Below are 26,424 nucleotides of genomic sequence, written 5' to 3'. Positions count from 1 at the left end.
TTTAAAAAAGGGGGCGCTGTGTATGAAGTTTGGTAGGAAAGTTTTAGTGGGGATTTTTTTACTTTTTGCGGTTGTTTTGTTGTTCGCTGAAACAAGGGAAATCGTTATTTTGCACACCAGTGATTTGCATGGCTACATCTATCCTGTTGATTATGCAACAAACAAAGCAGCGAATCACGGCTTAGCGAAGGTGGCATCGGTAATTAAAGAGCAGAGGCAAAAGTATGGTGAGGACAACGTCATAGTAATTGACACTGGAGATTTAATCCAGGGAAGCCCTATGGAATACTATCATGCGAAATTTGATAACAGTGATGTTGATCCAATGGTTCTTGTAATGAATCATCTCAAATTTGCGGCAAGCGTTATTGGAAATCATGAGTTTAACTATGGTCTGGATGTGTTAAGCAAAGCTATAAGTGAGGCAGAGTTCCCATTTGTTAGTGCAAATATAACGGACGAATATGACATTCCGTACTTCATACCATATCAAATAGTTGACTTAGATGGGGTAAAAGTGTGCATATTGGGTTTGACTACTAAATTCGTACCTAATTGGGAAGATCCAAGAAACATTAAAGGTCTGAAGTTCAAAGATCCGGTTGAGACAGCAAAACTTTACGTGGAAGAACTAAGGGATATTGCTGATATAATGATAGTTGCTTACCATGGTGGTTTAGAGCGCGACCCTGCTACAGGTAATCCAACGGAACCGCTTGTTGGAGAGAACCAAGGCTATGAGCTTGCAACTCAGGTCGCTGGTATTGACGTTCTGTTAACAGGTCACCAACACAGAGCAATTGCAACAAAGATTGGAAATGTAGCTGTAACTCAGCCATACAATTGGGGAAAGATGGTTGGTAAAATAACCATAAAGTTAGAGAAAAACGAAGAGGATGGGAAATGGATTATTAAGGAGGTTAAGCCTGAATTAATCGATGTTTCAAAATATCCACCCGATGAAGAGATTCTAGAGCTTGCAAAGCCCTACGAAGAAAAAACACAAGCTTGGTTAGATACACCAGTAGGAACAGCAAAAGGTGATTTCTGGATTTCTGATCCGTTTGTTGCAAGGCTTTGGGATAATCCACTAATCGAGTTTGTCAATAAAGTGCAAATGTATTACACGGGTGCGAAAATCTCTTCTACTGCACTCTTCACTAACGACGTTAAAGGTTGGAAAGATGGTCCCATAACTTTAAGAGACATAAACGCAGTCTATATATATCCGAACACGCTGAAAGTGCTAAAGGTTAAAGGTAAAGATATTAAAGACGCACTTGAAAGAAGTGCAGACTATTTTGTCTTTGAAGATGGGATAGCAAAGGAGAATAAAACTTGGATAGAGCCTAAAGTTCAGAGATACAACTACGATATGTGGGAAGGCATATCTTACAAGATAGTCCTGAACAGACCAAAAGGCGACAGGATTGTAGATTTAATGTTTGAAGGGAAACCTCTTGATATGGATGCAGAGTACGAGATTGTTTTGAATAACTACAGAGCTGGCGGTGGTGGAGGATACGAAATGTTTAAGGGAAAACCCGTTGTCAGAGAAGTTCTAATAGAAATGGCTGAATTAATGTCGAACTATGTGCTCGAAAAGAAAGAAATCGAAGCGACGGTCGATAACAACTGGGGAGCTTATATCGAAATGACGTATACTGTGCACTCAGGAGAAACACTAGAATCTGTTGCATCAAAACTCGGGATTCCTGTAGAAGATATAAAAAGGTGGAACAACGTAGAAGAGGTTAAAGAAGGAGACGTGCTGAAATACTATGTTCCGTATTTTGAATATCTCAAGCTTATGCAAAAAGCTTCCTAAGACTAACACAACCAAAACCAGGGGGACTGCGTACCCCTGGTTTTTTATTGATTCTTAAATGTATCGAAAATTGATGAATATTTGGAAAGGTGGTGGTAAGGATGAAGTTTTTCCTGCTAACAACAGCGACAATACTTGCATCGCTAACAATCGTTTTAAAACAATTGAAGGTTCTTGAAAACCTTTCAATTTTACTCAAGGTTCTCACGACTCTAACACTGTTTTTGGCTGTATTGTCGGATTCTGTATTTCTGAATCATAATAACAAGGTTGAATTATTAGTCGCTTTTGGTCTTTTATCCGGAGCCTTGGGCGATTTTTTCTTAGAATTTGATAGATTTTTCATCCATGGTATGGGCGCATTTTTATTAGGCCATATTTTCTATGTTCTTGGGTTTTACAAAATGTGGGAAATCCCGTCATTCGGTATTATAGTTACGCTCTTGCTGAGTGGTTTTGGCTATTTTCTTTTTCTTAAAAGATTCTTAAGCAAAGAAAAACTTGCGGTTTTTTTATACGTTTTAGCAATATGCACGATGGTTGCGTTTTCTTCGGTACGTATTGTGGCTTTTTCTGGGGCAATTCTTTTCTTTTTATCGGATTTATTCCTTTCATATGATAAGTATGTTAGAAGAATTCCGAACAGGGATTTATTAGTTCTGTCGTTGTATTTTGCTGGACAGTTATTTATCTCGTTAAGTGTAGTTCTTTAATCTAACTTTGAATTCTCAGTAAACAAGGACAACAATTCAGCCAGTTTTCTCAAATCATCGATGAATAACTCTATACTTCCGTAATTATAGATTGTTTTAGTGAAACTATCTATCGAACTATTCAGTAAGATGCGTGCAAGTTCATCTGATTTCGGAAGTTGTCTGAATTGGCTGTAAAGGACTGGTATTCGTTCAGAAATCTTTTTATTAAAGTCTCTAAACTCCTCCAGAAATTTATAGACCTGCTCATAGAAAGTGTTGGAAAGCTCTATTCGAAAGACAAATGGATGATTAAAAGAAGAACTGAAAGAGTACCTATTTGCCAAATTTTTAATAGTTAGCACGACGTTTATTTCAAGGAGAAATTCAAAGCCTACGTCTGCAAAGACCTCAAGATGCTGGGTAAGAAAGTTGTTATTAAGCGATATTACGCATTCAAGATTGTTAAGTGTATTTTCCACCTTAAGAAACAAGTTATTGTACACCTCGTTATACCTAAGATATTCAAAAGATAACGTGTTTGAGATTTTGAATTTTTCAAAATTTTCATTGTTGAATGGTAAAAGGTTTTCAAGAGGTAGAATTTCGTTGGTTTCATACTCGCTGACGTTAAAAAACCATCCATTGATTTCCTCGTTGTATCGTTTAATTGGCTGCAAGCCCAAAAAATTCACAATATTTAGTGAGTGCAAGTCAATAAATTTTTCGCCGTTTATATCCAAAATTGAAGGGGCGTAATAATCCAAAAGTTCTTGAAAAGTGAAATTAGGGTCGTAGTAAATTTTCAAAAGATTCCCCCCTTGAAAAGCAAATCTTTGCCAGAGCAATTACTCGACTGTTACTTGAGTGTTTCTCTCTTCTCCCTCAGTGTAAAGACGTAAGCAAGAACTTCTGCAACTGCTTTGTAAAGCTTTTCTGGTATAACATCTCCAAGTTCAGTAGTATAGTATATCTCCCTTGCAAGTTTTGGATTTCTGACGATTGGAACATCGTTTTCCCTTGCTATGTCTATTATTCTCAGTGCAACCCGGTCAACACCTTTTGCAACCAATACGGGGGCAAAGTCTTTTTCTGGATCATAGCGTAATGCACACGCAAAATGTGTCGGGTTGGTTATAACCACGCTTGCTTCCGGAACTTCTTGCATCATTCTATGCATTGCGTATTGCAGCATTATTTGTCTCTGACGCCTTTTAATCTCGGGGTTCCCTTCTATTTCTTTAAATTCTTCCTTTACCTCTTGTTTTGTCATCTTGATACTCTGTTCGTATTCATAGCGTGAAAAATAGTAATCACCTATTGAAACAATTAATAGGGCTATTGAACATTTGATTATAAGCTCTGTAAAGGTGCTCCAAACAAGTAAAGCACCGTCAATTAAACTGGAATCAGCTGTTATCATTATCTTTTGGAAATTCCCTTTAATCACACTGTAGCCAACGAAACCCACGATTAATAATTTTGCAATAGCTTTCGCTAATTCGAAAAGGGACCTAAGCGAAAACATCCTTTTGAACCCACTTATCGGATTGAGACGGTTAAAGTCAAATTTCAGAGGCTTGAGTGTGAAAAGGAACCTGGTTTGCAGTAGTCCAATTGTGAGGGAAAAAAGTGCGGCGCTGAGTACCAGAAAAGAGAGGAACACAAAAGCAGATGTGAAAGGCTTGACACCATATATTAGAAAGTCCTCGAAAGTTCTTATCTCGACATCTGATATCTCGAAGGTGGATATCGTTCCATTTATTAACGCATTTAGTAGCTGCTTACCGGTAAATAAAAAGAGAGTTGCTACAAATAGAAAGCCAAGGCCGGAGATGAATTCGCGCGAGACGGGAACCTGACCTTCTTCTCTTGCCTTTTGTCTTTTACGTGGTGTTGCTTTTTCTGTTTTGTCAGGGTCCGCGAATAGTTGCAGATTTATTTTGGCTATTTTGCTAGTAGCTGACTGAGATATGGTTCCAATCTGTAAACCATCCGTGATATCAATTCTACCCATACAGGTATCATCCCCACAAGCACAGCAAAAAGTATCAGCGTTGAAGCAGGCATAGCAACCATAAAAACGTTCATTTGAGGAACAAGTCTAGAGAGAATTCCAAAAAGTACGTTTATTAAAAACATAAGACCTATTATAGGTAACGCTATTTGCAAGGAGAACAGAAACGCATCGGTAAAGATTCTTACATATTGCTCACTGATGTTTTTGAAAGAAATTTCAGAAATAAGAATCGGGTATTTTTGAAAAGACTCGACAACAGCCTTGTAAAGAAGTAGGTGACCTTTTAAAGAGACGAATATGTAGACTGATACCAAGTAGATGAACTCGCTTGTTAAAGGTGATTCTTCCATAGTCGGGTCTAGCGAACCACTTACATTGAATCCCGACTGGATACCAAAAATTTCGCTTCCAACGTAGACTGAACTAACAATGGTGTATCCTATCAATCCGATAACGAAACCTATGAAAAAGTTGTACAGTGCCGAGCCAGCAATTGTGATTATTGGCATAGGCAAAGAAACAGGAATGGCAACATTAGGCAATGTGACGTATCCAAGTGCTAGAAGCAGTATAACCATTATCTCCAACGGTAATGAAAACCCAGCAAATAGCGGGGCAATTACCATCATGCCTGTTAAACGCGTAAGAATTAATCCGTAACTTAATGCATACCTTTGAAGCAAGTCGTAGAACTGATTCATATTCAACAAAAATCGCCTCACTTGTTAGGCGAAATTTTCCAAAAATCATGGTTTATAGAATCATTTCTTTTGAGTCTCTATGATTGTATGATAATTATACAACACTTTATTCCTTGGACTGTCGTTGTAGTAAGGTCTTGTACAATGGGTGCATCCGGATGTAAGGAAGGCTTTTGATATATCTATAGAGTTATCGTATTTTAATATCTTCAGATTGCCATCCTCATCAAAATCTATTTCTGGTGTATAATTTGTTTCGAACATCAAGAACCTGAGTATTTGGATTTTTCTGTATCGTTCAAGAGATGGTGGTGTTAAGTGAGCAAGTCTCGTCCCACGTATTGGAGTAAAAGCAAAGAGCGCGACTTTGACATCGTAAGCTTTCATTAGCTTGAATATTTCATAGAGTTCTTTGTCTTGTTCACCAAGTCCAACGATGATATGGGTTGTAATTCTTCCTGGATACTTTTCTGCTCCGTAACGTATCAAAGAGAGAGTGTATTCTAAGGACCAAGAACGATACAATTTGTGAAGCTTTTCGGAAACCACGTCGATAGCAATGCCTAAGTCATTAACTCCTGAATTCATTAGTATATCGATTTCCTTTGTGCTTTTCACACGTGTGGAAACAGAAATGAGTAGTTTTTGATTAGTGTCCGACCTTTTCAGACGTTCAACAACGTCAAGTACGTCTTCAAAATAACCTTTGTAATTAACAGTCTGAAGGCAAACACGCTTGAACTTTAGGCTTATCGAATTCAAATCTTTAGGTTCTATTAATTTCCAAACTACCCTTGACAAATACGAATTATCACTTTCTGAATCTCTTGCATGAGTACAGTAAGCGCAGTTATACATACATTCCCCGTCAAGCATAAGGTAAGCAGTGGGCATCTCATCGGGTATGGATTCTCCATTAAGCAACTTCCAAGTCCAATAGGAAGCTCTCAAAATCATACTCATGCAGTCTCCTCTTTCGCGAATTGTATTTCGTAAAGCTTGTAGTAGGCACCTTTCTTTCTAAGTAGCTCGAAATGTTTGCCCTCTTCTGCGATTTTACCATCAACAACAACGATTATTCTATCAGCGTTTACGACTGTAGAAAGTCTGTGTGCTATCATTATGACGGTATTTTCTTTCGACAACTCTCTGACTGCTTTCTGGATTCTGTGCTCTGTTTCCACATCGATGTTACTTGTTGCTTCGTCAAGTATGAATATTTTAGCACCGAACAATACAGACCTTGCCAATGCTATCAATTGCCTTTCGCCTGCAGAGATACCTTTTCCTCTTTCAACTATCTCAGTGTATATCCCTTTTGGTAATCTTTGTATAATTTCTAATGCCTCGACTTTCTCAAGAGCTTTGTAAACTTCTTCTTCTGGTATTTCGTCATGGAAGAGCCTTATGTTGTCCAATAATGTACCGCTGAATAGCACTACATCCTGAGGAACAGCCGATACCTCTTTTCTCAAAGCATGGATATCGTATTCTTCCAGTGGCACATTATCTATTAGAATAACACCTTTTTGTGGTCTGTACATTCCATTTATAAGGTTCATTATCGTTGTTTTACCCGCACCGGTTTCGCCAACAATTGCAACTAACTCTCCTGGAGAAAATGAAAGATTTACACCTTGCAAAACCCAGCGCTTATTGTCATAGCTAAACCATACATCTTTGAATTCTATAGTTCCTTTTTCTATGGTCTTTTTTCCGTTAGAATTGCCTTGTTCTTCCTGTGGCTCGTCCAAAAGCGCAAAGATTTTCTCGCCACTGGCAATAGTGTTTTGGATAATATCGTACTTTTCCGATAAATCTTCAATAGGTCTCATGAAGGTATCTATATAAGAAACAAACGCATACAGGTCTCCGAAGTTCAGCACTTTGCCTAAGATATACTTAGACCCGAACCAGATGATAAGTGATAATGTGAGGTAATATAAGAAGTTTATCAAAGGTCGAAAGATACCGAAAACGTAGAGTTGGTTCATTCTGGCCCTGTAAAGCTCTCTGTTTATCTTGTCAAACTCTTTTCTTTTGTAATTTTCAGCGTTAAACAATTTTATCACAGGCATCCCAGCCAAGTTTTCAGCAATGTATGCGTTAATACGCGCAATGTTTGACCTAACAGCTCGGTAAGCCCTAATATCAAAGTACCTGAAAACAACCATTGCTACGATAATTACTGGGAAGATGTAAATAATATCGAGGAAAAGTCGCGAACTGATTCTCCACATCATTATGATTACACCTGCAAGTAAAAAAACATCGTTGACGATACTGGTTATAACTGAGGTGAAGAACTCTTGGACATTTTGTGTATCACTCGTTATTCTTGTCGTTATTTGTCCACTAGGATGTCTGTCGAAAAAAGACATTGGAAGCTTTAACACGTGGTCATATAGTTGACGTCGTAAGTCGTAAACAACCCGACCACCGATGTATGTAGTAACGAGTATTGAAAGGTACTCAAATAGGAAAATCCCTCCTGAAACGATAAGGAACAGAAGGGATTGTTTTGATATCCCCGAAAGCTTTTCAGCTGTTTGCAAAGACTCTGAAAGTATATACGTATTTATAGCTTTCCTCACAATTTGTGGTGGTAAGAGTGCTAAATATGTAAGAACAATCACAACTACGATAGCCAAAGCTAAGAGATGCCAATACGGTAGAGCGTACTGTAATAGTCTGAAAAATACACTAGTTTTTCTCTTTTTTCCTTCTTTCTGTATACTGTCTTCGCTTTTCACAGAACCAACTCCCTGTAACATGAATTCTTCAATACCTTAGAATTCAATCTTTCCCGTAGATTTGGACTTGTAACATCGTTCGTCCGCAAGTTTCAAGACTTTGCCGATATCGCCTTCTTCAGGATAAAATGCTACTCCGGTTGAGAAGGACATGTCAGCTGACTTTGCGAAGCACTCGGAGATTCTTTCCACAACTTTTTGAACAATGTTTTTGTCAACTGAGTCGATGATGAGTATTACCTCATCGCCACCATACCTGAATGCTAAGTCATCTTTTCTTATGTTCAAGTTTATACACTTACCTAATTTTTTAAGTACTTCATCACCTTTTTCATGACCATACATGTCGTTTACAAGCTTAAATTTGTTCAAATCCATGAAGACGACTGAGAACTGTTTCAAGGGAGGATTGGACATGAATTCTTCCAGCGCTCTGCGAGTTCTTAAACCAGTCAATGCGTCGACCTCAGCTTTTTCTTTCATTATTTCAATGAATCTTTTATTTTCTAAAATCAGAACCATTTGGTGCCCTAGGTCTTTTAACACGGCGAGTTGGTATTCAGAAATGGGTTTATGGTCAAAATTGTTATCAGCTAACAGCAAACCAACGAGCTTGTTCTCACTCTTAAGTGTCATGATAGCAAATTCATTAACAACATCGAACTCTTCTGCGATTTTCGGTAGATCCCGTTTTGTTACTACATGAGGTTCGCCATCTAGGTATCTGGTTATTTGCTCTTCGCTTATAGCCTTTCCCTTGTATAGCAACTCCAATGCCGATTTAAAATCTTTAGAGACTGTTTCCAAGAAATCCGACATATTCAACTCTATGTCTTCAATAGCTTCCCAGATTCTGTGAGCTTCATCTTCACTTCTAGGACCGAGAGCTTTCTGTAAGATGAATTGACCGTCCGTGTAGTAGAAAAACATAGCTCTGTTAAAAGAACCTGAGTAACCTGCAGTTATGCCCGTTAAGAACGCGTACAGAATTGTATTCACATTGCTTTCCGGTTTCAGCGCATATTCTGTTATAAGTCTAGTGTTCACAAAGCTTTGCGCCAATCTTGTTGCAGTGTGGTGGATTGAGAAGAGCATTCTGGAAACTTCTTGAGCTCCTTCAACAATCATTTTTCTTACTATTTCCGGCACAGGTAATTGCAAGTCGTTGTAGTTCAATACAAAATTACCAAGCCTTGTTTTTAGTTCGACTTTTTGTTCCTCAACGTTATCTACTACCAATATTTTGTCGAGTTTTGCATTACGCATTTTTCGAGCAATTCTCCAGAGTTTGTACAGGTTTTCTGGAACTTTTTCAGCATCATAATGTACGTGAAGGCTTACATCAAAGGGAATATTGAACTTCACTATTTCATTCAAAATATAAGAGACATAGCTATCCAAGTAAGCAATCTTGATTCTTCTTTCGAAATCTTTCCAATGGACCACCCTCACAAGTAGTTGCTTCGCTATCCATTCTAAGAACTCTTGGTCTCTCTCGTCGAAAGGTGCTTTAAAGTGGCTGTCTATATCGATTTCTCCAAAAACACTACCATCATTGCGTACTATAGGTACAACGATTTCGCTTTTCACATGAGGACTGCAGGAAAGATAATTAGTTTCCAAACTAACATCTTGCACCACAAATGTTAATTTCGTCGCAGCTGCTTGTCCGCATATACCTCTCCCAACAGGTATCCGCACGTGTTCTGTAGGTTCTCCAACGTATGGTCCTAAGACAAGCACTCCTTCTTCTTTTTCGTCCATCAAATAGAATCCTGTCCAATTGTAATAGGGAACATATTTATCCAAAAGCTCACAGATATTTTGCAGGATGTTCTCATTGTCGAGTTTGGTGATTTCATCCTTTAATTTTGAGAATATCTCAGACTTGTCATAATAATTTCCTTCCGATGCCCCATGTCTGAAATGTATAACAGCTTGGTAGACTGCGTCGGCAAGAAACGGGAATTTCCCTTTTTTCCAAAGCGAAAAGACGTCAAAAACAATTACTTTTTCGTGCTTACCATCAACAACAACCCAATCCTTTTCACCTATGCCTACTATAAGGTAAATCACAAAATCCTCACGTGACAATTCCAAATCGCGGGCATTCTTCCGAAGTCTTATGGAAAGCTCTTCTTTTATCCTTTCCTTGTTTTCTTCATATACATGTGAGAATTCGGTCAATTGGTTACGAGAAAGATTAACCAGTTTTTCGTAGAAATCTTCGAAGTGGTTAGCATAATTCTCAGTAATTGGCTTGAACGGTAACTTCTCCCAAAAGTCCTTCCAAAATCTCTTTTCGTAAGTAAGAATTTCCAAAAAATCGTCGATGTGATTTTCAATTAGACTTCTCATCTTCGTCACCTCGGAATGTCTCCTCAAGAATTCGGCATTTCATATCATCGGTAACTAAAATTTTCAAAGTACGTCTTCCATATGAAACTTCCAAGATGTCTCCGGGTTTGACTTCGTAAGATGGCTTTAGAACCTTTCCATCTTTTTTCACAAGTCCGGCTTTTGCAACTTCTTGGGCTATGGTTCTTCTTTTTATTATTCGGTTTATTTTAAGAAATTTATCCAAGCGCATGTGCTCACCACCGGAGTTTTTAAGTATTGAGCATCCAAAATTTATTATACCACAAAATGTTATATAGTTCGAGATACGAACAAAAAAATTCATTTATACCACATTCTCTTGTAATTGTTTGATGCGTTCCATAACATGTATTCGTTTATTCCCAAATCTTTAGCAGCTTTTATCTGTTTTCGGATAGCTTCTTCGTCGTATACTATATGTCCCCTGACCCACGTTGTAGTAAACGACTGGAGCCAAGGTCTAATCTTTGCCGGAGTTGGTATGTGCAGATTTCGCCTAATTCCATCTTTTAGAGCGTTGTAAATTGTCTCATAAGGATATGCATCAGGTACACTCAATCCAAAAGAGCCTGGCGCATAATGGCTTGGGTATACCATCGGACATATGTAATCCACAACGTTTGAAACAGCTTCCCAGTATTGGCCAATACCAACATCATCAACAGCGGTTGAAACGAGACCAAAAACATCCGCTGCCAAAGGAACGTTATAAGGTTCAAGCTTTCGTTTCGAGTAAATCAAAAACTTTTGAATTGCTTCTGCGAAAGATTCATCTCCAACCTGTCTTAAATTTACCCTCTGGCGAGTTTCCTTAGAGAGCTCCGGAAATCTGACGTAGTCATACTGAATTTCATCGAAACCGACTTCGACTGCCTCTATAGCAACTCTCACGTTGTATTCCCACAGTTGTCTATCGTATGCCGATGCCCACGGTACTTTGTAGATTCCCATGTAAGGTTCTCCAGTGTCTTTGTATACTATTGCCCTGTCTTTGTGAGCACGTGCATAAGAAGGATCTTTGAAACAAACAATTCTTGCGATTAAGTACAAGCCTTGGTCCTTAAGCTCTTTTACGATTTCCTTCATCTCTTCTTTTTTATAGTAAGCCCTAGCATTTGCTTCAGGAACAAATTCAGCTGCTGCACTTGTTTCGAAAAGCATAAAACCGTCATCGTCTTTAACATCCACAACAAATGCATTTATATTTGTTGATTTTGCAAATTCTACCCAGTGCTTGATTTTTTGGACGTTGCTAAATGATGTTCGTGTGAGATATATGCCTCTTACATCATCGACTCGTGCCTTAATCTTTTTGAAAGGCTCGAATACTAGTTCGTTGTATTCCTTACCTGTTATAGATTTTAACGTGTTGCTTAAAAAACTTGAACGGATCCATCCTTCTCTCACTCCACTTGGTGTATTATATCTGACTTTTGAAAAATTCACGTTGTTGTACGTAACTTCATCTAACTTTTCAACATATGTAGCATATTTTAGCGTGTCTATAACTTTTCCGTTTTCAGGGGAGTCAAAAACGCTTATATTGTAGGCAATAACGTAATGATATTTTGAAGGAGAAGACGTAATCGCTGTTTTAATGTCCGTACCTTGGCTTTCCTTTGTAGATTCTTCTTCGGTCTGTATAATGTTACTCTCTTGGGTACCTTTAAGGTTGATTGGTCCTATGTTAAAAGAACTCTGCTCGTCTTCACTGGATTGTCCTTTGTTTTGCTCTAGTTTACTACTATTATCTTTATCGTTTTTGTTCGATAATTTCGATAAATTGGTCTTCGTCTCTTGTGGTACCAACAAGACCAAACTGGTTTCTGAGAGTTCGTTTGTTGTTGGTGAATATATCTTGGCGTAAAAAGATGTTTCGGTGCTGTTTGTAGTAATGCTATCTGTTATGGTTGTTGACAGGGTAGTCTCCAAATAAGTTGCTGTACTATTTGAAGAGATGCTTATGCTCTCCAATTTTTTGGTGGTTGAGACACTATTTTCAGGAAATATCAAAGTGAAGAATGTGACAAAGGTTATGAGAAAAACTAACGAGGCGACTAAACCTATTTTGAGTTTCGTTTTTCGGATTCTTTCTATCATCAGCTTTCCGCTTCGACTAAGTTGATAAATCTTGTTTAATCTTCTGTACTCTTTTTCTGTTTTTTTGTCTTTTCTCATGTTTTTCCTCCCCTACTTGGTCTGATATATCCTATAGAGGTTTTAAGACTTATGAAACACTGTACCACACTATGATAACTTTGGGGGTTCAAAATTAGTTTCAGAGGACAGGTTCTACTATGAAACTTTGTTTTACCCAGTTGCTGTGTTTTTTACCTGAGCTACAAAACTTTCGCGATATGCATTATTTAATTATAGCATTATCAATAAGGATTTGAAGAGTTTATCTTCAATCAAAAAAATATTTTTTAAAAGGTATTGACTTTTTTCACCGGGGGTGTATAATCAATCATCCGCTGAAAAATAGAAGAGCGGTTAGAAAGAAAGATTTTAGGAGGCGTTATCGCATGAAAGGTACAGTTAAGTGGTTTGATGCAAAGAAAGGCTACGGTTTCATTACAAAAGAAGACGGAGAAGATATCTTCGTTCACTTCAGCGCTATTCAGGTTGATGGGTTTAAAACACTCAAGGAAGGCGACAAAGTCGAGTTTGATGTTCAGAATGGTGCAAAGGGTCCTCAAGCAGCTAACGTGAGGCTTTCAAAGTAAGCTTTAGAGGATGAAAATGAGCCCCCAAAATCATGGGGGCTTTTTTGTTCCCGTAATAAGAGAATTTGTTTATAGGGTTTTAGATAAGATATGTTCTATCTGATTTCATTCTTATTGTTTTTCCATAACAAAAAAGTCTATTGACTTTCGAATCCTATTAGTGTATAATAGATCAACCGCTGTAATTAGGACGGCGGTGAGTAAATAAGATTTTAGGAGGCGTTGTTACATGAAAGGTACAGTTAAGTGGTTTGATGCAAAGAAAGGCTACGGTTTCATCACAAAAGAAGATGGAGAAGACATCTTCGTTCACTACAGTGCTATTCAAGTCGAAGGGTTCAAGACACTCAAGGAAGGCGACAAAGTCGAGTTTGATGTTCAGAATGGTGCAAAAGGTCCTCAAGCAGCCAACGTAAGGATTATAAAGTAAGCCTTTGTAGAGGATAAAATTTGCCCCCGAATTCGGGGGCTTTAATTTTAGTTATTCGTTTTCGCTTTTTGATGTTGTTGATTTTCTACTATCAGTAATATAAAAACCACTACCTTTGAATACAATTCCTACTCTTCCTATCGTTTTCGCCATTTTGCCACCACATGAAGAGCATACTATCGTTGGAGATTCGTTGAATCCATGCATGTGAACTTCTTCGTTTCCGCAGTTTTCGCACACGTATCTGTAAATTGGCATGTTATCACCTCCGATGTTAACTATGTTGTTTTTTAATCTAATATAATTATACCGTCCAGCTTGTGAAAATTCAACTTCTTTAACGTTAAATACAGTTTTATTCTCTGTTTAACTGATGTCTTCAGTTACTTCCCAAAAAACAGCTCTTGACAAGAAAAAGGTTTTATAATATCATTTTAACGCAAAATCGAAAAACAAACCTTCAAAAAAGTTAGGTCTTGACAAGTTTTACGAATGTGGTATAATGGAAATTGATATGTGAAATGTGTTCCGGCGTAGCTCAACCGGCAGAGCGGGTGGCTGTTAACCACTAGGCTGGGGGTTCGAGTCCCTCCGCCGGAGCCAAAAGAGAGGACGACAAGAAGTCGTCCTCTTTTTTTATTGATTATCGATAAGGATTCAGAAGCACTCTAAGGTCTCTTCGGGTCAGTAAGAAAATGTTAGAGAGTTCATAAGTTGATTGTAGAAATAATTTTTCAGAGGCGTTGTGCTCTTAATGAAATTAGTTGAAGTTGGCTGTCGTTTACCCTTCCTTTCAACCAATTTTTTCTGAGCTATTTGCGATAGCCTTTTAATATCTGTTTTGCTCAAAAATCGATCAGTGGATGCAAGATAATCTCCAACAGGTAATATCCTGTAATAGAATTTGTTTGCTACTGTGTATCTGTGAACCCAGGTCAAAATAGGATTTACGTTAAGAACACCTTTTACGGGATGATAGGTTATATTCAGTATAACTCCTTCGTCTGTGCCAGGTGCTGTCATGTTTGAAAGAAAATTACCAAGTGAGTAAGCTATGAGTTTTGTCTTTGGACCGTATTCTACGAGTTCTACATGTTGAAGAACGTGTGGATGGCTTGCGATAACCATATCTGCACCGTTGTCCAATGCAAGATATGCGAGTTCTATTTGTTCTTTTGTAGGAGCGGTTTGGTATTCGTTCCCGTAGTGAAAATAGACTATTACCACTTCTGATATCTTTTTCATTTCATCAAGAATTGACAAAAGCGTTTGTTTCGAAATATACATAAACATATATTTGTACTTTTCATCGATAGGGATTCCATTTGTTGAATAAGTGAACGAAACAAATGAAATCCTAAGACCTTTCACTTCAACAATTTTGTAGAGTTTCTCAAGTGGTGTAAAACGTGCGCCTACGTATATTAATCCTCGTCTTTTTATTTGTTCGAGTGTTTTTCTCAAACCAAAGACGCCTCTATCAAGCATGTGGTTATTAGCTACGTTAATAATATCGAACCCTGCATATTTCAAAGCATCAAGCACTTCATCAGGTGAGGAAAAACGTGGATACCCGGTATACGGATACCCTCCAAGAGTAGTCTCAAGGTTACAAAAGGCGATATCGCTTTTTTCAATATATTTTTTTACGTGTTCAAAGATGTTTTCAAAATGGTACTTCCCGTTTGAATACGCGGAATTTACAGTAGGCATGTGAAACATGACGTCCCCAACTAGAGAGAGTGTTATTTCTATGGAGAATAAAAGAGAACAGAGAAAAAGATTCAAGTAAAAAAGTACTGACCAAAAAACTACGTTGGAAAATTTTCCCATTTTATATAAGTTTGACAAATCCACAGCAACATCCCAGCTTTACATGTAAATGTATTAATAAGAACCCGGTTGCCCGGGTTCTTTTTTACGGTTATTTGTTGTTAAATCATGCTTCCTTCACTGTACGTTGATAAATCCTCGCTTTGAAGTTTTTCGGACAACTTTCTAAGGTGTTCTTTTTCCTCGTTGATGATTTCTTCAACAGGTTTTGGGTCTGGAACTATTTGCTTGATTTCGTTATAGTAAATTATCGAATCTTTTTCAACCTCTATAGCTTTTCTCAAAGCCCCAAAAATAGTTTCCGGGACTGTTTCGTTTTCAATCTCCGGGAAGATAAAAGCTTTTGCATAAGTTTCTGCATAGCCGCTCACTTCTTCATTTTGCCATGTTGCCAATGATGGGTCTTCTTGATACTTCTTCATTAGTTCCTCGAATCTTCTTGCATGTTCTCTTTCTTGCTCTGCAAGTTCTTTGAAGAATTCTTTGAGTTGTCCGGTAGCTTTTTCGGATAATTTGGAGTAGTAAGTGTAACCCGTCGATTCCACCTTGATAGCGATATTGAAAAGTTCTTTCCCTGTCATGTTCACACCTCCAAAATTTCTTAAACCATGTGAATAAACCAAGTACATTACTAAGATAATTATACCACAGATATGTGGTAATTACAAACTCAGTAAATAGCAAAGTTGATAGATATTTACAGAAAATTGTAATCCCTGCTTTGTTTTGTAACTGAAAAGTGGTATAATCTAGCAAAACAACTATATATGCTATTTATTTCACATTACACTGGAAGGAGGGGAAAAGATGGAACATTATGGTTGGCTGAGCTTGTTACCACCAGTTATTACCGTAACGTTGGCACTTTTGACTAAAGAGGTTATCTTTTCTCTCTTTGCAGGAGTGTTTGCAGGATATCTTATTGTAAACGGTTGGAACCCTGTTACTGCTTTAATTGATGCTACGGACGGTATTGCTAATTCACTTAACGATGGGTGGAACATAAGAATCATATTGTTCTGTGCGCTCCTTGGCGCTTTTGTTGGTCTGATGCAGGCAACAGGTGCCGCAAATGCCTTTGGAAAATGGATGGCTTCGAAGGTTAAGAGTAGAAAGGGGACGCTCATAATAACATGGCTTTTTGGTATCTTCATATTCATTGATGATTATTTTAATTCCTTAACAATAGGAACTGTTATGAGACCTGTTACTGATGAACAAAGGATTTCAAGGGCAAAACTCGCATATATACTGGATTCAACAGCTGCTCCGGTAAGCGTCTTGGCACCTATTTCAAGTTGGGTGGTTACTATAATGAGTATCATCAAAGGTTCAGATGGATTTTCAAAGCTTGGTGTCAGTGAATTCACATTCTTTATCCTACTCATACCTATAAATCTATACGCGATACTGGCAATACTTATGGTTCTTCAAACCATACTCAGAAAGGACTTCGGACCAATGGCAAAAAGTGAAGACCGAGCGCTCAAAGGTTTGGGACTTTACAACGAGGAATTTGGTCAACCAACAGGTGAAGTTAAAGAAGGTATAGTTGTCAAGGAACGTGCTAGAGCAATCGATATGATTTTGCCAATACTTGTTCTTGTTGGACTTGCGGTGATTTTCTTCCCGGTTACTACATACCTTGGTGCAATAGATGGAGAAAACATACATACATTTTCAGAAGCTGTGAAATCTATGACGCTCAAAGAGGCGTTTAATAACACAGATGCATCCAAAGCCCTATTTTACGCCTCGTTGTTTACATTAGTTTTTGCATCGATATACTTTATGGTAAGAGGATTACTTACAGTCCAAAAAGTCGGGGAAGCTATTGTCAGTGGTATAAAATCGATGGTTCCAGCGCTTGTCATATTGACCCTTGCTTGGACGATAGGAACGGTTATTAAAAGTTCCCCGGAAGATGGTGGACTGGGACTTTCGAAGTATCTTGCTCATCTGGTCACAAGCGGTGGTTTTCCGTTGTGGGCTTTACCGACTGTTGTGTTTATAGTCGCAGCCGCTATTTCTTTCGCTACAGGGACAAGCTGGGGAACGTTTGCGATAATGATTCCTGTTGCTATGCCAATAGCTATTGCACTTGCTGAGAAAATAGGTGCTAACCTTTTGAACAGCGCACTTGTTACAGTTGGCGCCTCGATTGGTGGTGCCATTTTCGGAGACCATTGTTCACCTATATCAGATACTACGATTTTATCTTCAACAGGAGCGGGTTGTCCGCATCTTGAGCACGTTGCTACACAGCTTCCTTACGCTATTTTTGTTATGGTAGTCTCTGCTGTGGGTTATTTAATTGCCGGTATATTTGATAATCCAATAGCTGGTTTTGTTTCGGCTCTTGTGACGTTTTTCGTAGCTTATGAAGTTACGATACGCGTTAGCAAACCTGCTCAAGAGTGATGGGGAGAATAAATGAAATAAAACCTGGGGTGCCCCCCAGGTTTTCAATTTTTCAAATGTCTTTTTATCAAATATCGTCTTGTATATCAAGTTTATACTCAATCAAATCCTCTGGCGAGAAGAATATTGACATTTCTCTTTCGGCGTTTTCTACGGAATCACTTGCGTGAATGAGGTTCTTAGTGACCGTTAATGCAAACTCTCCCCTTATTGTTCCTGCCTCGGCTTTGAGTGGGTCAGTTGCTCCAACTATGTGTCTTACCATTTCTATTACCCTTGGTGCTTCAACGACTACTGCTACAACGGGACCACTCATCATGAAATTTACAAGCTCTTCGTAAAACGGTTTACCTTTGTGGGGCTCATACAGTTTTTCACACTGTTCCTGTGTCATCCAAAGAAACTTGAGACCAACGATTTTTATTCCTCTTTGTTCAAATCGCTTCAATATTTCTCCGATAAGCCCTCTTCTAACTGCGTTTGGTTTGAGTATTATAAAAGTTCTCTCCAAGAAATCACCTCCAGATACTCATAATTTGAGGAAAGCGCACTGAGGATAGTATCCATCTCGTTATTTGGATATTTTGTTAGGACAAAAGTCGTATTCGTTTCTTTTTTGGTTTCTGGATAGTATTTTGCATGAAAGACATCGCCCAAGTACTCAGGGAAAAGTCGTTCACCACACAACTCATTTTTGGTTGACTTCAGCCCTCCTAAGAGTTTGTTGATATCAAGTTTGTATTTTTTGGAGAACAGTTCAAGTACCGCTGCTTGGATGGCGAATTTAACCTTAGGATGGTTTGGAAAATGTTCTTCGAGTATACCGGTAATGACAAAGACATCTTCGCAGTGTAGTTTTTCAACAATGCTTCTATATTCTTCAATTACACCCATGAAAATTTTGTAGTTTTCACCGTTTTTCCTAATTGGTAGTATTGCCCCTGTTCCTGACAAATTATTCTCTTCGACCCTTAAGACTATGTATTCGAAGTTATCCTTTCTCTCCAGGTTGTAGAAAAATTTCATTTCCTAACACCTCCGGTGTATTTAAAACTCTATACCTTGATCCAAAAGTTTTTGATAGACTTCTGCGGCAAGTTCTTGGGACAACGAATTTACTTCAGAAAGGATGGCTCTTCTTTCATCTGGACTGTACGATTTCAAAACTTCAACAAGCTCGTTTGCTGTAATTGATGATGTTTTCACCCGGGAAATGATTTCTTCCCGAGACATTTTTACCAGATTGTCCTGATTTGTTTCCTGAAAAACAGTTGATGTTGCTACTTCTTGTTGATTAACTGTAGCATTTTCTGAAACCTCACCTGTAACAGTTTTAGGTTCCGCAAGGGTTTCGGAATCTCCCATAACGTTGAATCTTTGAATCTTACTGTTAATAGGTAAAGAAATAGGAGTGTATCCTATTTCAGTTTTAACAGCTATCTCTCTCCACTTTGGGGTTACAACAAGACCACTGACTTCCTTTACGTTATCCCTCGCCAGTATAAACAGGTATTTCCCATCACCTCCAACAAACCATGCATAGTTTTCTGCGGAACCTGATTTTCCGTATATTTTTCTTCCAGGCATTTGTGCAGACCGAGAAGTTCCTTCGGTAACTACTTTTTCCATAGCTCTGAGTGTCAGAATAGAAGCTTCGAGTGGTGTCCTTTTATCAAAGCCCTTAGGAGGTTTAACAACGTTTACTAAAGCAGGGGTGTAAGAATAGTATACGTACCCATTCTTATCCTTGACGTACTCAACAATGCGTGGTTTGATGACTAAACCACCAGTGAATATCGCTGAATAACCTTGCGCAACATCGGCAACTGATGTTTCTAAAGTTCCGAGTGCCAAGGTAGCGTCGTTAGGATAAAAACCTGATATCATTAATGTGTTTTTTAGAAAATTCGTAACATTTCCTTGTCCAAGTTTCAAAAACAAATCGATGGATGGTATGTTCAAAGAATGTGCGAGCGCATATTCAATAGTAACCTGTCCTCTGAATTTCTTATCAAAGTTTTCAGGCTCCCATCGACCAATTTTGATTGGCTTGTCTAAAAGAATGTCATCAAGATTGTATCCTGCCATAAATGCAAGGTAATAGTAGAACGGTTTTATAGCCGAACCAAGCTGTCGACGCCCGTTAATTATGCCGAGTCCATACGCCGCCCTTATTTTTCCAGTTGTGTGCTCAACTATCAATCCTGCCCATTGGTCTTTTGTGATGTTAGAAACTAAAAGCTCTTGCAACTTTTTATCAATTGTGGTCCTAACTCTGAAGCCATTCCTTAGGTCTCCAATTTCGAATCCAAGCTCTTTGAGTTCTGTAATAACTATCCAGAAAAGGTCCTGGTCAAATGAGCGTGCAAAATCATTTGTACTTTTTATAGTTATGTTTCTAAGTTCTTCTAGTGCACGGGAATATTCAAGTTCAGTTAATACTCCAGCTTCTTTCATCTTTCTCAGAACGTTTTTTGTGAAATCCTTATTTAGCTCTTTCAACGGATTAGCCTTCTCCGGGGATCTAAGAGTTGCTGTGAGCATTGCAATTTCAAGAGGTGTTAGTTGTTCGAGAGTTTTGTTAAAGTAAAATTTCGCAGCCGCTGGGAAACCGTACACTCCATTCCCTAAATACACGGAGTTAATATACATTTCCAAAATCTCGTTTTTTGAGTAATTTTGTTCCAACCAAAGTGCAATAATTGCCTCTTTTATCTTGCGTTTCCAAGTCCTCTCCTGTGAGAGATACAAAGTTCTTGCTAACTGTTGAGTAATGGTGCTTCCACCTTGAATTTCATCGGTGGTGATTATCGTAAAAAGAGCCCTAGCTACTCCTATAAGGTCGACACCACTGTGAGTGTAAAACCTCTTATCTTCAGATACTATCACACTGTCCTTAACGAGTACTGGAATATCATCAAAATCAACCCAAACAGTCTTTGGACTGTACAATGGTGTCCCGTCAGAATATTCAACAACCAGGCTTGTTGGAATTTTGTTCTGTGGCGCTGAGAGATTTGCAGTATATCTGTTGTAGATCACAAGAGGTGTAAACAGGGACAAAAAGAAAAATGTTAAAAATAATGTGAACAAGAATTTCTTCAAAGTGATCCCTCCAGCTTCAAAAGATATTCTTTCCACTTAATCATAGATTTACCATTTCTCGCTGTAAACCCACCAATAGAATTTTTGGCAACAACTCTATGACACGGGATATACAAAGGTAGTGGGTTTGATGCCATAGCATATCCGACAACTCTTGCATTTGTACCACATATTTTAGCCAGTTCACCGTATGTTATGATTTTACCATAAGTCACATTTTCTTTCAAATATGACCAAATCTTTTCAAAGACAACTCCAGTTGAATACTTAACTGGGAAGTCAAGAACCTTCCTTTCACCACTAAGATACTCCTTAATCTGTCTTGTGAATATGTTGTCCCCATATTCCGGTAAAACCTCTTCAATCAGTTGAATTTGTTCACATATGTTGTTTCTTGTAAATATTAAAATACTACCAATTTCTGCTCTAACAACTGAAATTTCGAACTTTTCCACATTTACGCCCCCTTGCTCTAGTTCGTAAATTTTGCTATCAGTTGATATTATTTACTAATTGGTTTAAAATAAAATTAGTCACTAATCTTAAATGTTTGGTCTGATAGACAAAAGAGGTGAAGTTATGGATTTGGAGTCATACCTTAAAAATGTTACCATAAAAGAGTCAAAAGATGAAAGAGAGAGCTGGGACGACTATTTCAAAAGATTAGCCAGGTTAATTGCAGAAAGGTCCACTTGTATTCACAGAAAAGTTGGTGCTCTAATAGTAAAGGACAAACGAATCCTAGCAACCGGTTACAATCAACCACCTTCTGGGTTTCCACATTGCGATCAGATAGGTTGCATCAGGGATGATTTGGATATCCCATCAGGCAGGAATCAAGAAATCTGCTACGGTTTACACGCTGAGCAGAACGCACTTATGCAAGCCGCAAAATTTGGGATTTCGACAGCGGGTGCCGCAATTTATGTGACTCACAAGCCATGTTCGGTTTGCGCACGCCTTATAATCAATGCTGGCATTAAGAGAGTAGTGTACATTGAAGGCTACCCAGATCCTTTGACCGATTTCTTTTTCAAAACGTGTGGAATAGAAGTGTGTGGAGGTGGAGAGAGTGAAGGTAGATAAGCTGCTCAAGTACATAAGGGAAGATAGATGGCCCACGGTATGGTGTCCAGGTTGCGGGAACGGAATAATACTCAAAAGCTTTTTGGAAGCTTATGACCAGACCGGTTTGGACCCTGATCAGACAGCCGTTGTTTCTGGAATAGGTTGTTCATCAAGATCGACAGGTTATCTTGATTTTAACACGATGCACACGCTGCATGGTAGAGCTATAGCTTTTGCAACAGGAGTAGCACTCGCAAGACCGGATTTCAAGGTTGTTGTGATGGGTGGAGATGGAGACATTACAGCTATTGGTGGCAATCATTTCATTCATGCGTGTAGAAGAAACATAAATCTAACAGTCATAATATACAATAACATGATTTATGGAATGACAGGTGGTCAACACTCACCTACAACTCCTGCTGGAAAAATCGCTGGAACAATGCCATTCGGTAATGTCGAGGAACAATTCGACGTTGTAAAACTTGCTCTTTCTGCTGGTGCTACGTATGTTGCAAGGTCAACTGTATATCATTATCAGCTCAGTGTAAAATACATAAAAGAAGCGCTCCTTCACAAGGGTATCTCTGTTGTGGAGGTTCTCACGAATTGTCATACGTATTACGGAAGATACAATGGATTAAGAGAGCCTTGGCAGATGATGGATTTCTTCAAGAATAATACTGTCATGAAAGAGAAAGCTGACCAAATGTCTGAAGAAGAGCTAAAAGACAAAATTGTTATTGGAGTCTTTAGAAATGACGAATCTAAGCCTGATTTCTATACAAGATATAGACTTACTTACGCTAATCAAAACAAGGGGGAATGACAATGACCAGGCCTTTTTCTATAAGGATTGCCGGGATTGGTGGACAAGGTAACTTACTTGCTGGTTATGTTTTATCAAGAGCATTTGTCTTGGCGGAGAAGTATGTCGTTCAGACACAGAATTACAGTGAACAAGTTCGTGGTGGACCGAGTTACTGCGATGTTCTGGTATCAAACGAGCCAATACTTTATCCAAAGGCTGTAGTATTTGACTCTTTGATAATAATGCATCCGTCCATGGTTAACCAGGCTAAATTTGTTGCAACTAATGGTATAATTGTTTATGATAGCACTTATATAAAGGACATTCCGAATGAATTCAAAAGGGTCACAAAAAGAATAATTGATATTCCAGCAAGCAAATTAGCGATTGAAAAATTTGGCAACGTAATGGTTTCAAACATGATATTGCTAGGAGCTTTGGTGAAAAGCACGGCTTTAGTTGATTTTGATACATTGTTTGAAGGAGTAAAAGAGGAGGTTAACCCGAAATATTACGAACTAAACGTGGAGGCGATCAAATTTGGAGCGTCGCTTACAGACAAAATATACAAACCACGCATTGAAAGAAAAAGAAAAAGAACAATTGGGTTCGAATAATCTGAAAGAATCTTTCGAACATGCAATAGAGGGTATTGTTGAATCAATAATATCAGAGAGAAACTTAAGGATACATTTTGCAATAGGGTTATTGGTCATTGCTGCGACGTTTTTCCTCCCAGTGAAAAGGGAAGACACATTATGGATTATATTCGCTGTTTTTTTTGTCATCTGGTCAGAGCTTGTAAATACTATTATCGAACATCTGATGAATTTGTATAGTAAGGAGTACCACCCTGTAATAAAAATAGTTAAAGATGTTAGTGCGGGTGTTGTGTTGTGGGCAACACTTTTCTCCGTAACAGTGGGAATAATGGTCTTTGGAGGCATTTTATTTGATTGGAGTTTGGAAATTGCAAAGATTTTTGCTATAATATCAACAGTTACGTTCCCATTACTCAGTATCAAGGTGGTGAGAAGTTGGAAAAAGAAAAAATAAAAGTAATGATTGTTGATGATTCACCTTTTATGAGAATGATTCTAAAGGATATAATCGACAAAGAAATCGATATGCAAGTTGTTGGTGTGGCAAGGGATGGAATGGAGGCAGTTGAACTTGCGATAAAGCTCAAACCAGATGTAATTACGATGGACGTTGAAATGCCAAAGTTGAATGGTATCGAGGCACTAAAGGAGATAATGAAGAGAGCACCTACGCGGATTATAATGGTAAGTAGCTTGACAGAAGAAGGTGCAGAAATAACACTCTTAGCACTTGAACTAGGTGCTGTTGATTTCGTAACCAAGCCTTCCGGTAGCGTATCCATGGATTTCAGAAAAATGGGTCCGGAACTTGTACAAAAAATTCGGGATGCTATGAAAATAAATATTTCGCAAATCCTTATGAAGAGAAAGCCATTGGCTAATCTTCGTGTGAAATCTATAGTATCAGGAAAAGTAGTTGTTATAGGTTCTTCAACAGGGGGACCAAGGTCTTTGGATCTCGTAATCCCGCCTCTTCCGAAGGATTTTCCTGCGCCTATTTTGCTGGTTCAGCATATGCCTCCAGGATTTACGAAGTCCCTAGCGCAGAGATTAGATAGAATTTCCAACCTGTCTGTCAAAGAAGCAGAAGAAGGTGACGTTCTTAAACCTGGCTGGGTTTACGTAGCTCCAGGAGATTATCATATGGGTATCAAATATCAGGACAAAAAAGGAATTATCTATCTTGATAAAAACACAGAGAAAATTAACAACGTAAGACCTGCCGTTGATTACACTCTCGATAAAGTTGCAGAAATCTACAAAGAAAATACTATAGCTGTTATTCTTACCGGAATGGGAAAGGATGGTACAAAGGGAGCCTTTAAAGTTAAATTTTTCAAAGGTGTTGTCATAGCCGAGAGCCAAGAAACCTGCGTAGTTTTTGGTATGCCCAAGTCAGTTATAGAAGAAGGTTACGCCGATTACGTACTTCCCGCTGATAAGATTCCGGAAAAACTTGTGGAACTTGTCTAAGGCAGAAGCTGTTATATAATGGTATCAGAGAGCGTAGAAAACTAAAATAAAAAAGGAGGGTATTTAAACATGAAAAGAGCGTTTTTAGTTTGTTTTATTGCTATTGCATTATTCAGTAGCCTTTACGCAGCAACGTTTAAGGATGTACCGGCAAACCATTGGGCTTACGAAGCCGTTGAACAATTAACTAAGCTCGGTATACTAAGCGGTATGCCGGATGGAACTTTCCAAGGGAATCAACCTTTAACTAGGTATCAACTTGCTGTTGCACTCTATAGAATGTTGAATATATTAAACGATAGAATTTCCGCTGTTGAAAGGAAGATACCTACATCAACAACATCACCTCAGCAATCGCAACAAGTTACACTTCCAGCGAACATCGATGCACAACTTAAGGACATTTCAAATAAAATACTTGAACTTGCAACAGCTGATAAAAATATCAACACACGAATCGATAATTTGCTTGCTCAGGTTAATTCTTTGTCATTGAATGTACAGGATTCTTCTAAGCAGTTAAATTACCTAAAAAGGGATTTAGATGATCTCAAAGCAATGTATGATGCTTTAACAGTTAAAGTAACTGAGATGAGAGGTTTAGTTTCAACAACGCCTACGGGACAGAATCTTAACGAGTTGTCGAAAAACATTGATGATGTGAGAAGCGATGTAGAAAACCTAAAGAAGAGGTTGACCACTCTTGAACAGACAGTAACTTCTTTAAACCAAAGGGTATCATCGCTTGCAACTACGGAGAGTGTCACAACTCTTGCCTCAAGAATTTCCGGAGTTGAGAAGAACGTCAAAGATTTACAGGATTCTGTAAACTCTATTCGTTCACAGTTGACAACGCTATCAACCATTGAAACAAGAATTTCAAATTTAGAGAGGAAAAATTCAGAGATTGATTCTATCAAACAGTCTGTTTCCGAAATCTCAAAACTTCAGTCAGGCATTCTTGCAGACGTAAATAGCATGAAGTCTGATATTAGCAAATTTAAAAGCACTGTTGATGCTCTTAACAATGAGATAGTCGGACTTAAAAAAATGGACTCTTCTTTACAAGACGAAGTTGCAAATCTGAAGGTTGAAATGAACGACTTAAAAGTTGAGATTATCAATTTAAAGCAAATTGACTCTGATGTAAAAAGTGTAAAAAGCCAAATTTCAACAGTTGAAAGCAAAGTCGAAGGCCTTAAATCAGAAGTTACAGGAGTTAAGAACAACATTTCAACGCTTTCGAGTGATGTTGAAGCATTAAAACAGAGTTCACAGGATGTTGAAAGCCTTAAATCAGAAGTTAAAGGAGTTAAGAGTGATGTTGAAGCATTAAAACTGCAGAGTTCACAGAATGTTAAGAATTTGAAAGATGAACTTGCACAACTAAAGAGCGAAAATGATAACTTAAAGGCAAAGTTGGCATCGCTTGAAACAAATCAAATGGGTAACATATCTTTGATCCTGAGTATTGTTGGTGTAGTACTAGGTGGTATAGCCCTCTGGTTTGCTGTTCAGGGGCAGTGATGATATCAGCCTAATCGATATGTTTTAAAGTTTACTCAATTGCTGGTCCTTTCGG

26 protein-coding genes and 1 tRNA gene are annotated in these 26,424 nt (G+C 38.3%); 12 read left to right on the top strand and 15 right to left on the bottom strand.

The genetic code is table 11. The features are described from left to right. Positions 1–22: 22 nt before the first annotated feature. Together JM64_RS08625 and JM64_RS08620 are read left to right on the top strand one after the other, a co-directional pair. Positions 23–1,828 carry a 5'-nucleotidase C-terminal domain-containing protein gene (locus JM64_RS08625; RefSeq protein WP_064012268.1) on the top strand — a complete coding sequence of 602 codons (1,806 nt, stop codon included), beginning with the start codon at positions 23–25 and terminating at the stop codon, positions 1,826–1,828. 101 nt (positions 1,829–1,929) lie between these two features. Next, positions 1,930–2,541 (top strand): lysoplasmalogenase, encoded by a 612-nt coding sequence (locus JM64_RS08620; protein WP_064012267.1) that lies wholly within the window; start codon positions 1,930–1,932, stop codon positions 2,539–2,541. Here the strand turns inward: JM64_RS08620 and JM64_RS08615 are convergent. From JM64_RS08615 to JM64_RS09815, 8 genes are all read right to left on the bottom strand, one after another. Further along, positions 2,538–3,329: a hypothetical protein gene (locus tag JM64_RS08615; RefSeq protein ID WP_064012266.1), complete on the bottom strand. Its 792-nt coding sequence runs from the start codon at positions 3,327–3,329 to the stop codon at positions 2,538–2,540. The genes JM64_RS08620 and JM64_RS08615 overlap by 4 nt on opposite strands. 50 nt (positions 3,330–3,379) lie before the next feature. Further along, entirely contained in the window at positions 3,380–4,537 is a 1,158-nt protein-coding gene (flhB, locus tag JM64_RS08610) for a flagellar biosynthesis protein FlhB (protein ID WP_064012265.1), read from the bottom strand. Beyond that, entirely contained in the window at positions 4,468–5,241 is a 774-nt protein-coding gene (locus tag JM64_RS08605; RefSeq protein WP_064012618.1) for a flagellar biosynthetic protein FliR, read from the bottom strand. The genes flhB and JM64_RS08605 overlap by 70 nt, the downstream gene beginning before the upstream one ends. A gap of 60 nt (positions 5,242–5,301) precedes the next feature. Beyond that, positions 5,302–6,204 carry a radical SAM protein gene (locus JM64_RS08600; protein ID WP_231882366.1) on the bottom strand — a complete coding sequence of 301 codons (903 nt, stop codon included), beginning with the start codon at positions 6,202–6,204 and terminating at the stop codon, positions 5,302–5,304. Continuing rightward, positions 6,201–7,994, bottom strand: a complete 1,794-nt coding sequence (locus tag JM64_RS08595; protein ID WP_156487934.1) for an ABC transporter ATP-binding protein — start codon at positions 7,992–7,994, stop codon at positions 6,201–6,203. The genes JM64_RS08600 and JM64_RS08595 overlap by 4 nt, the downstream gene beginning before the upstream one ends. Before the next feature lie 36 nt (positions 7,995–8,030). After that, positions 8,031–10,352 (bottom strand): diguanylate cyclase domain-containing protein, encoded by a 2,322-nt coding sequence (locus JM64_RS08590; RefSeq protein WP_064012264.1) that lies wholly within the window; start codon positions 10,350–10,352, stop codon positions 8,031–8,033. Next, positions 10,336–10,584: a S4 domain-containing protein gene (locus JM64_RS08585; RefSeq protein WP_064012615.1), complete on the bottom strand. Its 249-nt coding sequence runs from the start codon at positions 10,582–10,584 to the stop codon at positions 10,336–10,338. Before JM64_RS08585 ends, JM64_RS08590 begins: the two co-directional genes overlap by 17 nt. An 89-nt stretch (positions 10,585–10,673) precedes the next feature. After that, positions 10,674–12,551, bottom strand: coding sequence for a putative glycoside hydrolase (locus tag JM64_RS09815; RefSeq protein ID WP_082868373.1), 1,878 nt, complete (start codon positions 12,549–12,551; stop codon positions 10,674–10,676). Between the two features lie 347 nt (positions 12,552–12,898). Here JM64_RS09815 and JM64_RS08575 point away from each other — a divergent pair, with 347 nt between their 5' ends. Then, positions 12,899–13,099, top strand: a complete 201-nt coding sequence (locus JM64_RS08575; protein ID WP_014451689.1) for a cold shock domain-containing protein — start codon at positions 12,899–12,901, stop codon at positions 13,097–13,099. A 229-nt stretch (positions 13,100–13,328) separates the two neighbouring features. Continuing rightward, positions 13,329–13,529 carry a cold shock domain-containing protein gene (locus JM64_RS08570; protein WP_033191834.1) on the top strand — a complete coding sequence of 67 codons (201 nt, stop codon included), beginning with the start codon at positions 13,329–13,331 and terminating at the stop codon, positions 13,527–13,529. Positions 13,530–13,580: 51 nt separating this feature from the next. Here JM64_RS08570 and JM64_RS08565 read toward each other — a convergent pair whose 3' ends face one another. Continuing rightward, entirely contained in the window at positions 13,581–13,787 is a 207-nt protein-coding gene (locus tag JM64_RS08565; RefSeq protein ID WP_064012263.1) for an FmdB family zinc ribbon protein, read from the bottom strand. Between the two features lie 269 nt (positions 13,788–14,056). On the opposite strand from JM64_RS08565, the gene JM64_RS08560 reads away from it, so the two are divergent. Further along, positions 14,057–14,132 (top strand) — tRNA-Asn (locus JM64_RS08560). A gap of 81 nt (positions 14,133–14,213) precedes the next feature. On the opposite strand, the gene JM64_RS08555 is transcribed toward JM64_RS08560, so the two are convergent. Together JM64_RS08555 and JM64_RS08550 are read right to left on the bottom strand one after the other, a co-directional pair. Beyond that, positions 14,214–15,362, bottom strand: a complete 1,149-nt coding sequence (locus JM64_RS08555) for a CapA family protein (RefSeq protein WP_064012262.1) — start codon at positions 15,360–15,362, stop codon at positions 14,214–14,216. A gap of 101 nt (positions 15,363–15,463) precedes the next feature. Continuing rightward, complete coding sequence (locus JM64_RS08550; RefSeq protein WP_064012261.1) at positions 15,464–15,943, bottom strand: ferritin-like domain-containing protein; 480 nt, start codon at positions 15,941–15,943, stop codon at positions 15,464–15,466. 226 nt (positions 15,944–16,169) lie between these two features. On the opposite strand from JM64_RS08550, the gene JM64_RS08545 reads away from it, so the two are divergent. Further along, on the top strand, positions 16,170–17,783 hold the full coding sequence (locus JM64_RS08545) for a Na+/H+ antiporter NhaC family protein (protein ID WP_064012260.1): 1,614 nt from the start codon (positions 16,170–16,172) through the stop codon (positions 17,781–17,783). 67 nt (positions 17,784–17,850) lie between these two features. Here the strand turns inward: JM64_RS08545 and ndk are convergent, their stop codons facing one another. The 4 genes from ndk to JM64_RS08525 are packed head-to-tail and all read right to left on the bottom strand — an operon-like array spanning position 17,851 to position 21,343. Beyond that, complete coding sequence (gene ndk, locus JM64_RS08540; RefSeq protein WP_064012259.1) at positions 17,851–18,294, bottom strand: nucleoside-diphosphate kinase; 444 nt, start codon at positions 18,292–18,294, stop codon at positions 17,851–17,853. After that, entirely contained in the window at positions 18,276–18,809 is a 534-nt protein-coding gene (locus JM64_RS08535; RefSeq protein WP_064012258.1) for a hypothetical protein, read from the bottom strand. The genes ndk and JM64_RS08535 overlap by 19 nt, the downstream gene beginning before the upstream one ends. Positions 18,810–18,830: 21 nt before the next feature. Then, positions 18,831–20,888 carry a transglycosylase domain-containing protein gene (locus JM64_RS08530; protein ID WP_064012257.1) on the bottom strand — a complete coding sequence of 686 codons (2,058 nt, stop codon included), beginning with the start codon at positions 20,886–20,888 and terminating at the stop codon, positions 18,831–18,833. Next, positions 20,885–21,343, bottom strand: coding sequence for a methylated-DNA--[protein]-cysteine S-methyltransferase (locus tag JM64_RS08525; protein WP_064012256.1), 459 nt, complete (start codon positions 21,341–21,343; stop codon positions 20,885–20,887). The genes JM64_RS08530 and JM64_RS08525 overlap by 4 nt, the downstream gene beginning before the upstream one ends. A 124-nt stretch (positions 21,344–21,467) precedes the next feature. On the opposite strand from JM64_RS08525, the gene JM64_RS08520 reads away from it, so the two are divergent. The 6 genes from JM64_RS08520 (at position 21,468) to JM64_RS08495 (ending at position 26,369) form a co-directional block, all read left to right on the top strand. Then, complete coding sequence (locus tag JM64_RS08520) at positions 21,468–21,974, top strand: deoxycytidylate deaminase (RefSeq protein WP_064012255.1); 507 nt, start codon at positions 21,468–21,470, stop codon at positions 21,972–21,974. Further along, the gene (locus JM64_RS08515; protein ID WP_064012254.1) at positions 21,961–22,785 is read left to right on the top strand and encodes a 2-oxoacid:ferredoxin oxidoreductase subunit beta; all 825 of its coding nucleotides are present in this window, start codon (positions 21,961–21,963) and stop codon (positions 22,783–22,785) included. Before JM64_RS08520 ends, JM64_RS08515 begins: the two co-directional genes overlap by 14 nt. A 2-nt stretch (positions 22,786–22,787) precedes the next feature. Beyond that, the gene (locus JM64_RS08510) at positions 22,788–23,384 is read left to right on the top strand and encodes a 2-oxoacid:acceptor oxidoreductase family protein (RefSeq protein WP_064012253.1); all 597 of its coding nucleotides are present in this window, start codon (positions 22,788–22,790) and stop codon (positions 23,382–23,384) included. Then, the gene (locus JM64_RS08505) at positions 23,308–23,823 is read left to right on the top strand and encodes a diacylglycerol kinase family protein (protein WP_231882363.1); all 516 of its coding nucleotides are present in this window, start codon (positions 23,308–23,310) and stop codon (positions 23,821–23,823) included. Before JM64_RS08510 ends, JM64_RS08505 begins: the two co-directional genes overlap by 77 nt. A gap of 5 nt (positions 23,824–23,828) precedes the next feature. Then, positions 23,829–24,842 carry a protein-glutamate methylesterase/protein-glutamine glutaminase gene (locus tag JM64_RS08500; protein WP_064012613.1) on the top strand — a complete coding sequence of 338 codons (1,014 nt, stop codon included), beginning with the start codon at positions 23,829–23,831 and terminating at the stop codon, positions 24,840–24,842. Positions 24,843–24,911: 69 nt separating this feature from the next. Continuing rightward, the gene (locus JM64_RS08495) at positions 24,912–26,369 is read left to right on the top strand and encodes an S-layer homology domain-containing protein (RefSeq protein ID WP_064012251.1); all 1,458 of its coding nucleotides are present in this window, start codon (positions 24,912–24,914) and stop codon (positions 26,367–26,369) included. The last annotated feature ends 55 nt before the right edge of the window (positions 26,370–26,424 follow it).

This window comes from Fervidobacterium pennivorans (genome assembly GCF_001644665.1).
GTDB lineage: Bacteria > Thermotogota > Thermotogae > Thermotogales > Fervidobacteriaceae > Fervidobacterium > Fervidobacterium ngatamarikiense.
Note: the sequence above shows the minus strand (reverse complement) of the source record. Positions and strands in the feature narration are given on the sequence as shown.

Coding starts and splice junctions, on each gene's coding strand:
- JM64_RS08620 (WP_064012267.1), top strand. CDS start 1,930: ATGAAGTTTTTCCTGCTAACAACAGCGACAATACTTGCATCGCTAACA.
- JM64_RS08535 (WP_064012258.1), bottom strand. CDS start 18,809: ATGAAATTTTTCTACAACCTGGAGAGAAAGGATAACTTCGAATACATA.
- JM64_RS08590 (WP_064012264.1), bottom strand. CDS start 10,352: ATGAGAAGTCTAATTGAAAATCACATCGACGATTTTTTGGAAATTCTT.
- JM64_RS08565 (WP_064012263.1), bottom strand. CDS start 13,787: ATGCCAATTTACAGATACGTGTGCGAAAACTGCGGAAACGAAGAAGTT.
- JM64_RS08600 (WP_231882366.1), bottom strand. CDS start 6,204: ATGAGTATGATTTTGAGAGCTTCCTATTGGACTTGGAAGTTGCTTAAT.
- JM64_RS08605 (WP_064012618.1), bottom strand. CDS start 5,241: ATGAATCAGTTCTACGACTTGCTTCAAAGGTATGCATTAAGTTACGGA.
- JM64_RS08520 (WP_064012255.1), top strand. CDS start 21,468: ATGGATTTGGAGTCATACCTTAAAAATGTTACCATAAAAGAGTCAAAA.
- JM64_RS08625 (WP_064012268.1), top strand. CDS start 23: ATGAAGTTTGGTAGGAAAGTTTTAGTGGGGATTTTTTTACTTTTTGCG.
- JM64_RS08575 (WP_014451689.1), top strand. CDS start 12,899: ATGAAAGGTACAGTTAAGTGGTTTGATGCAAAGAAAGGCTACGGTTTC.
- JM64_RS08500 (WP_064012613.1), top strand. CDS start 23,829: ATGATTGTTGATGATTCACCTTTTATGAGAATGATTCTAAAGGATATA.
- JM64_RS08550 (WP_064012261.1), bottom strand. CDS start 15,943: ATGACAGGGAAAGAACTTTTCAATATCGCTATCAAGGTGGAATCGACG.
- JM64_RS08570 (WP_033191834.1), top strand. CDS start 13,329: ATGAAAGGTACAGTTAAGTGGTTTGATGCAAAGAAAGGCTACGGTTTC.
- JM64_RS08510 (WP_064012253.1), top strand. CDS start 22,788: ATGACCAGGCCTTTTTCTATAAGGATTGCCGGGATTGGTGGACAAGGT.
- JM64_RS08585 (WP_064012615.1), bottom strand. CDS start 10,584: ATGCGCTTGGATAAATTTCTTAAAATAAACCGAATAATAAAAAGAAGA.
- JM64_RS08555 (WP_064012262.1), bottom strand. CDS start 15,362: ATGGGAAAATTTTCCAACGTAGTTTTTTGGTCAGTACTTTTTTACTTG.
- flhB (WP_064012265.1), bottom strand. CDS start 4,537: ATGGGTAGAATTGATATCACGGATGGTTTACAGATTGGAACCATATCT.
- JM64_RS08545 (WP_064012260.1), top strand. CDS start 16,170: ATGGAACATTATGGTTGGCTGAGCTTGTTACCACCAGTTATTACCGTA.
- JM64_RS08495 (WP_064012251.1), top strand. CDS start 24,912: ATGAAAAGAGCGTTTTTAGTTTGTTTTATTGCTATTGCATTATTCAGT.
- JM64_RS09815 (WP_082868373.1), bottom strand. CDS start 12,551: ATGAGAAAAGACAAAAAAACAGAAAAAGAGTACAGAAGATTAAACAAG.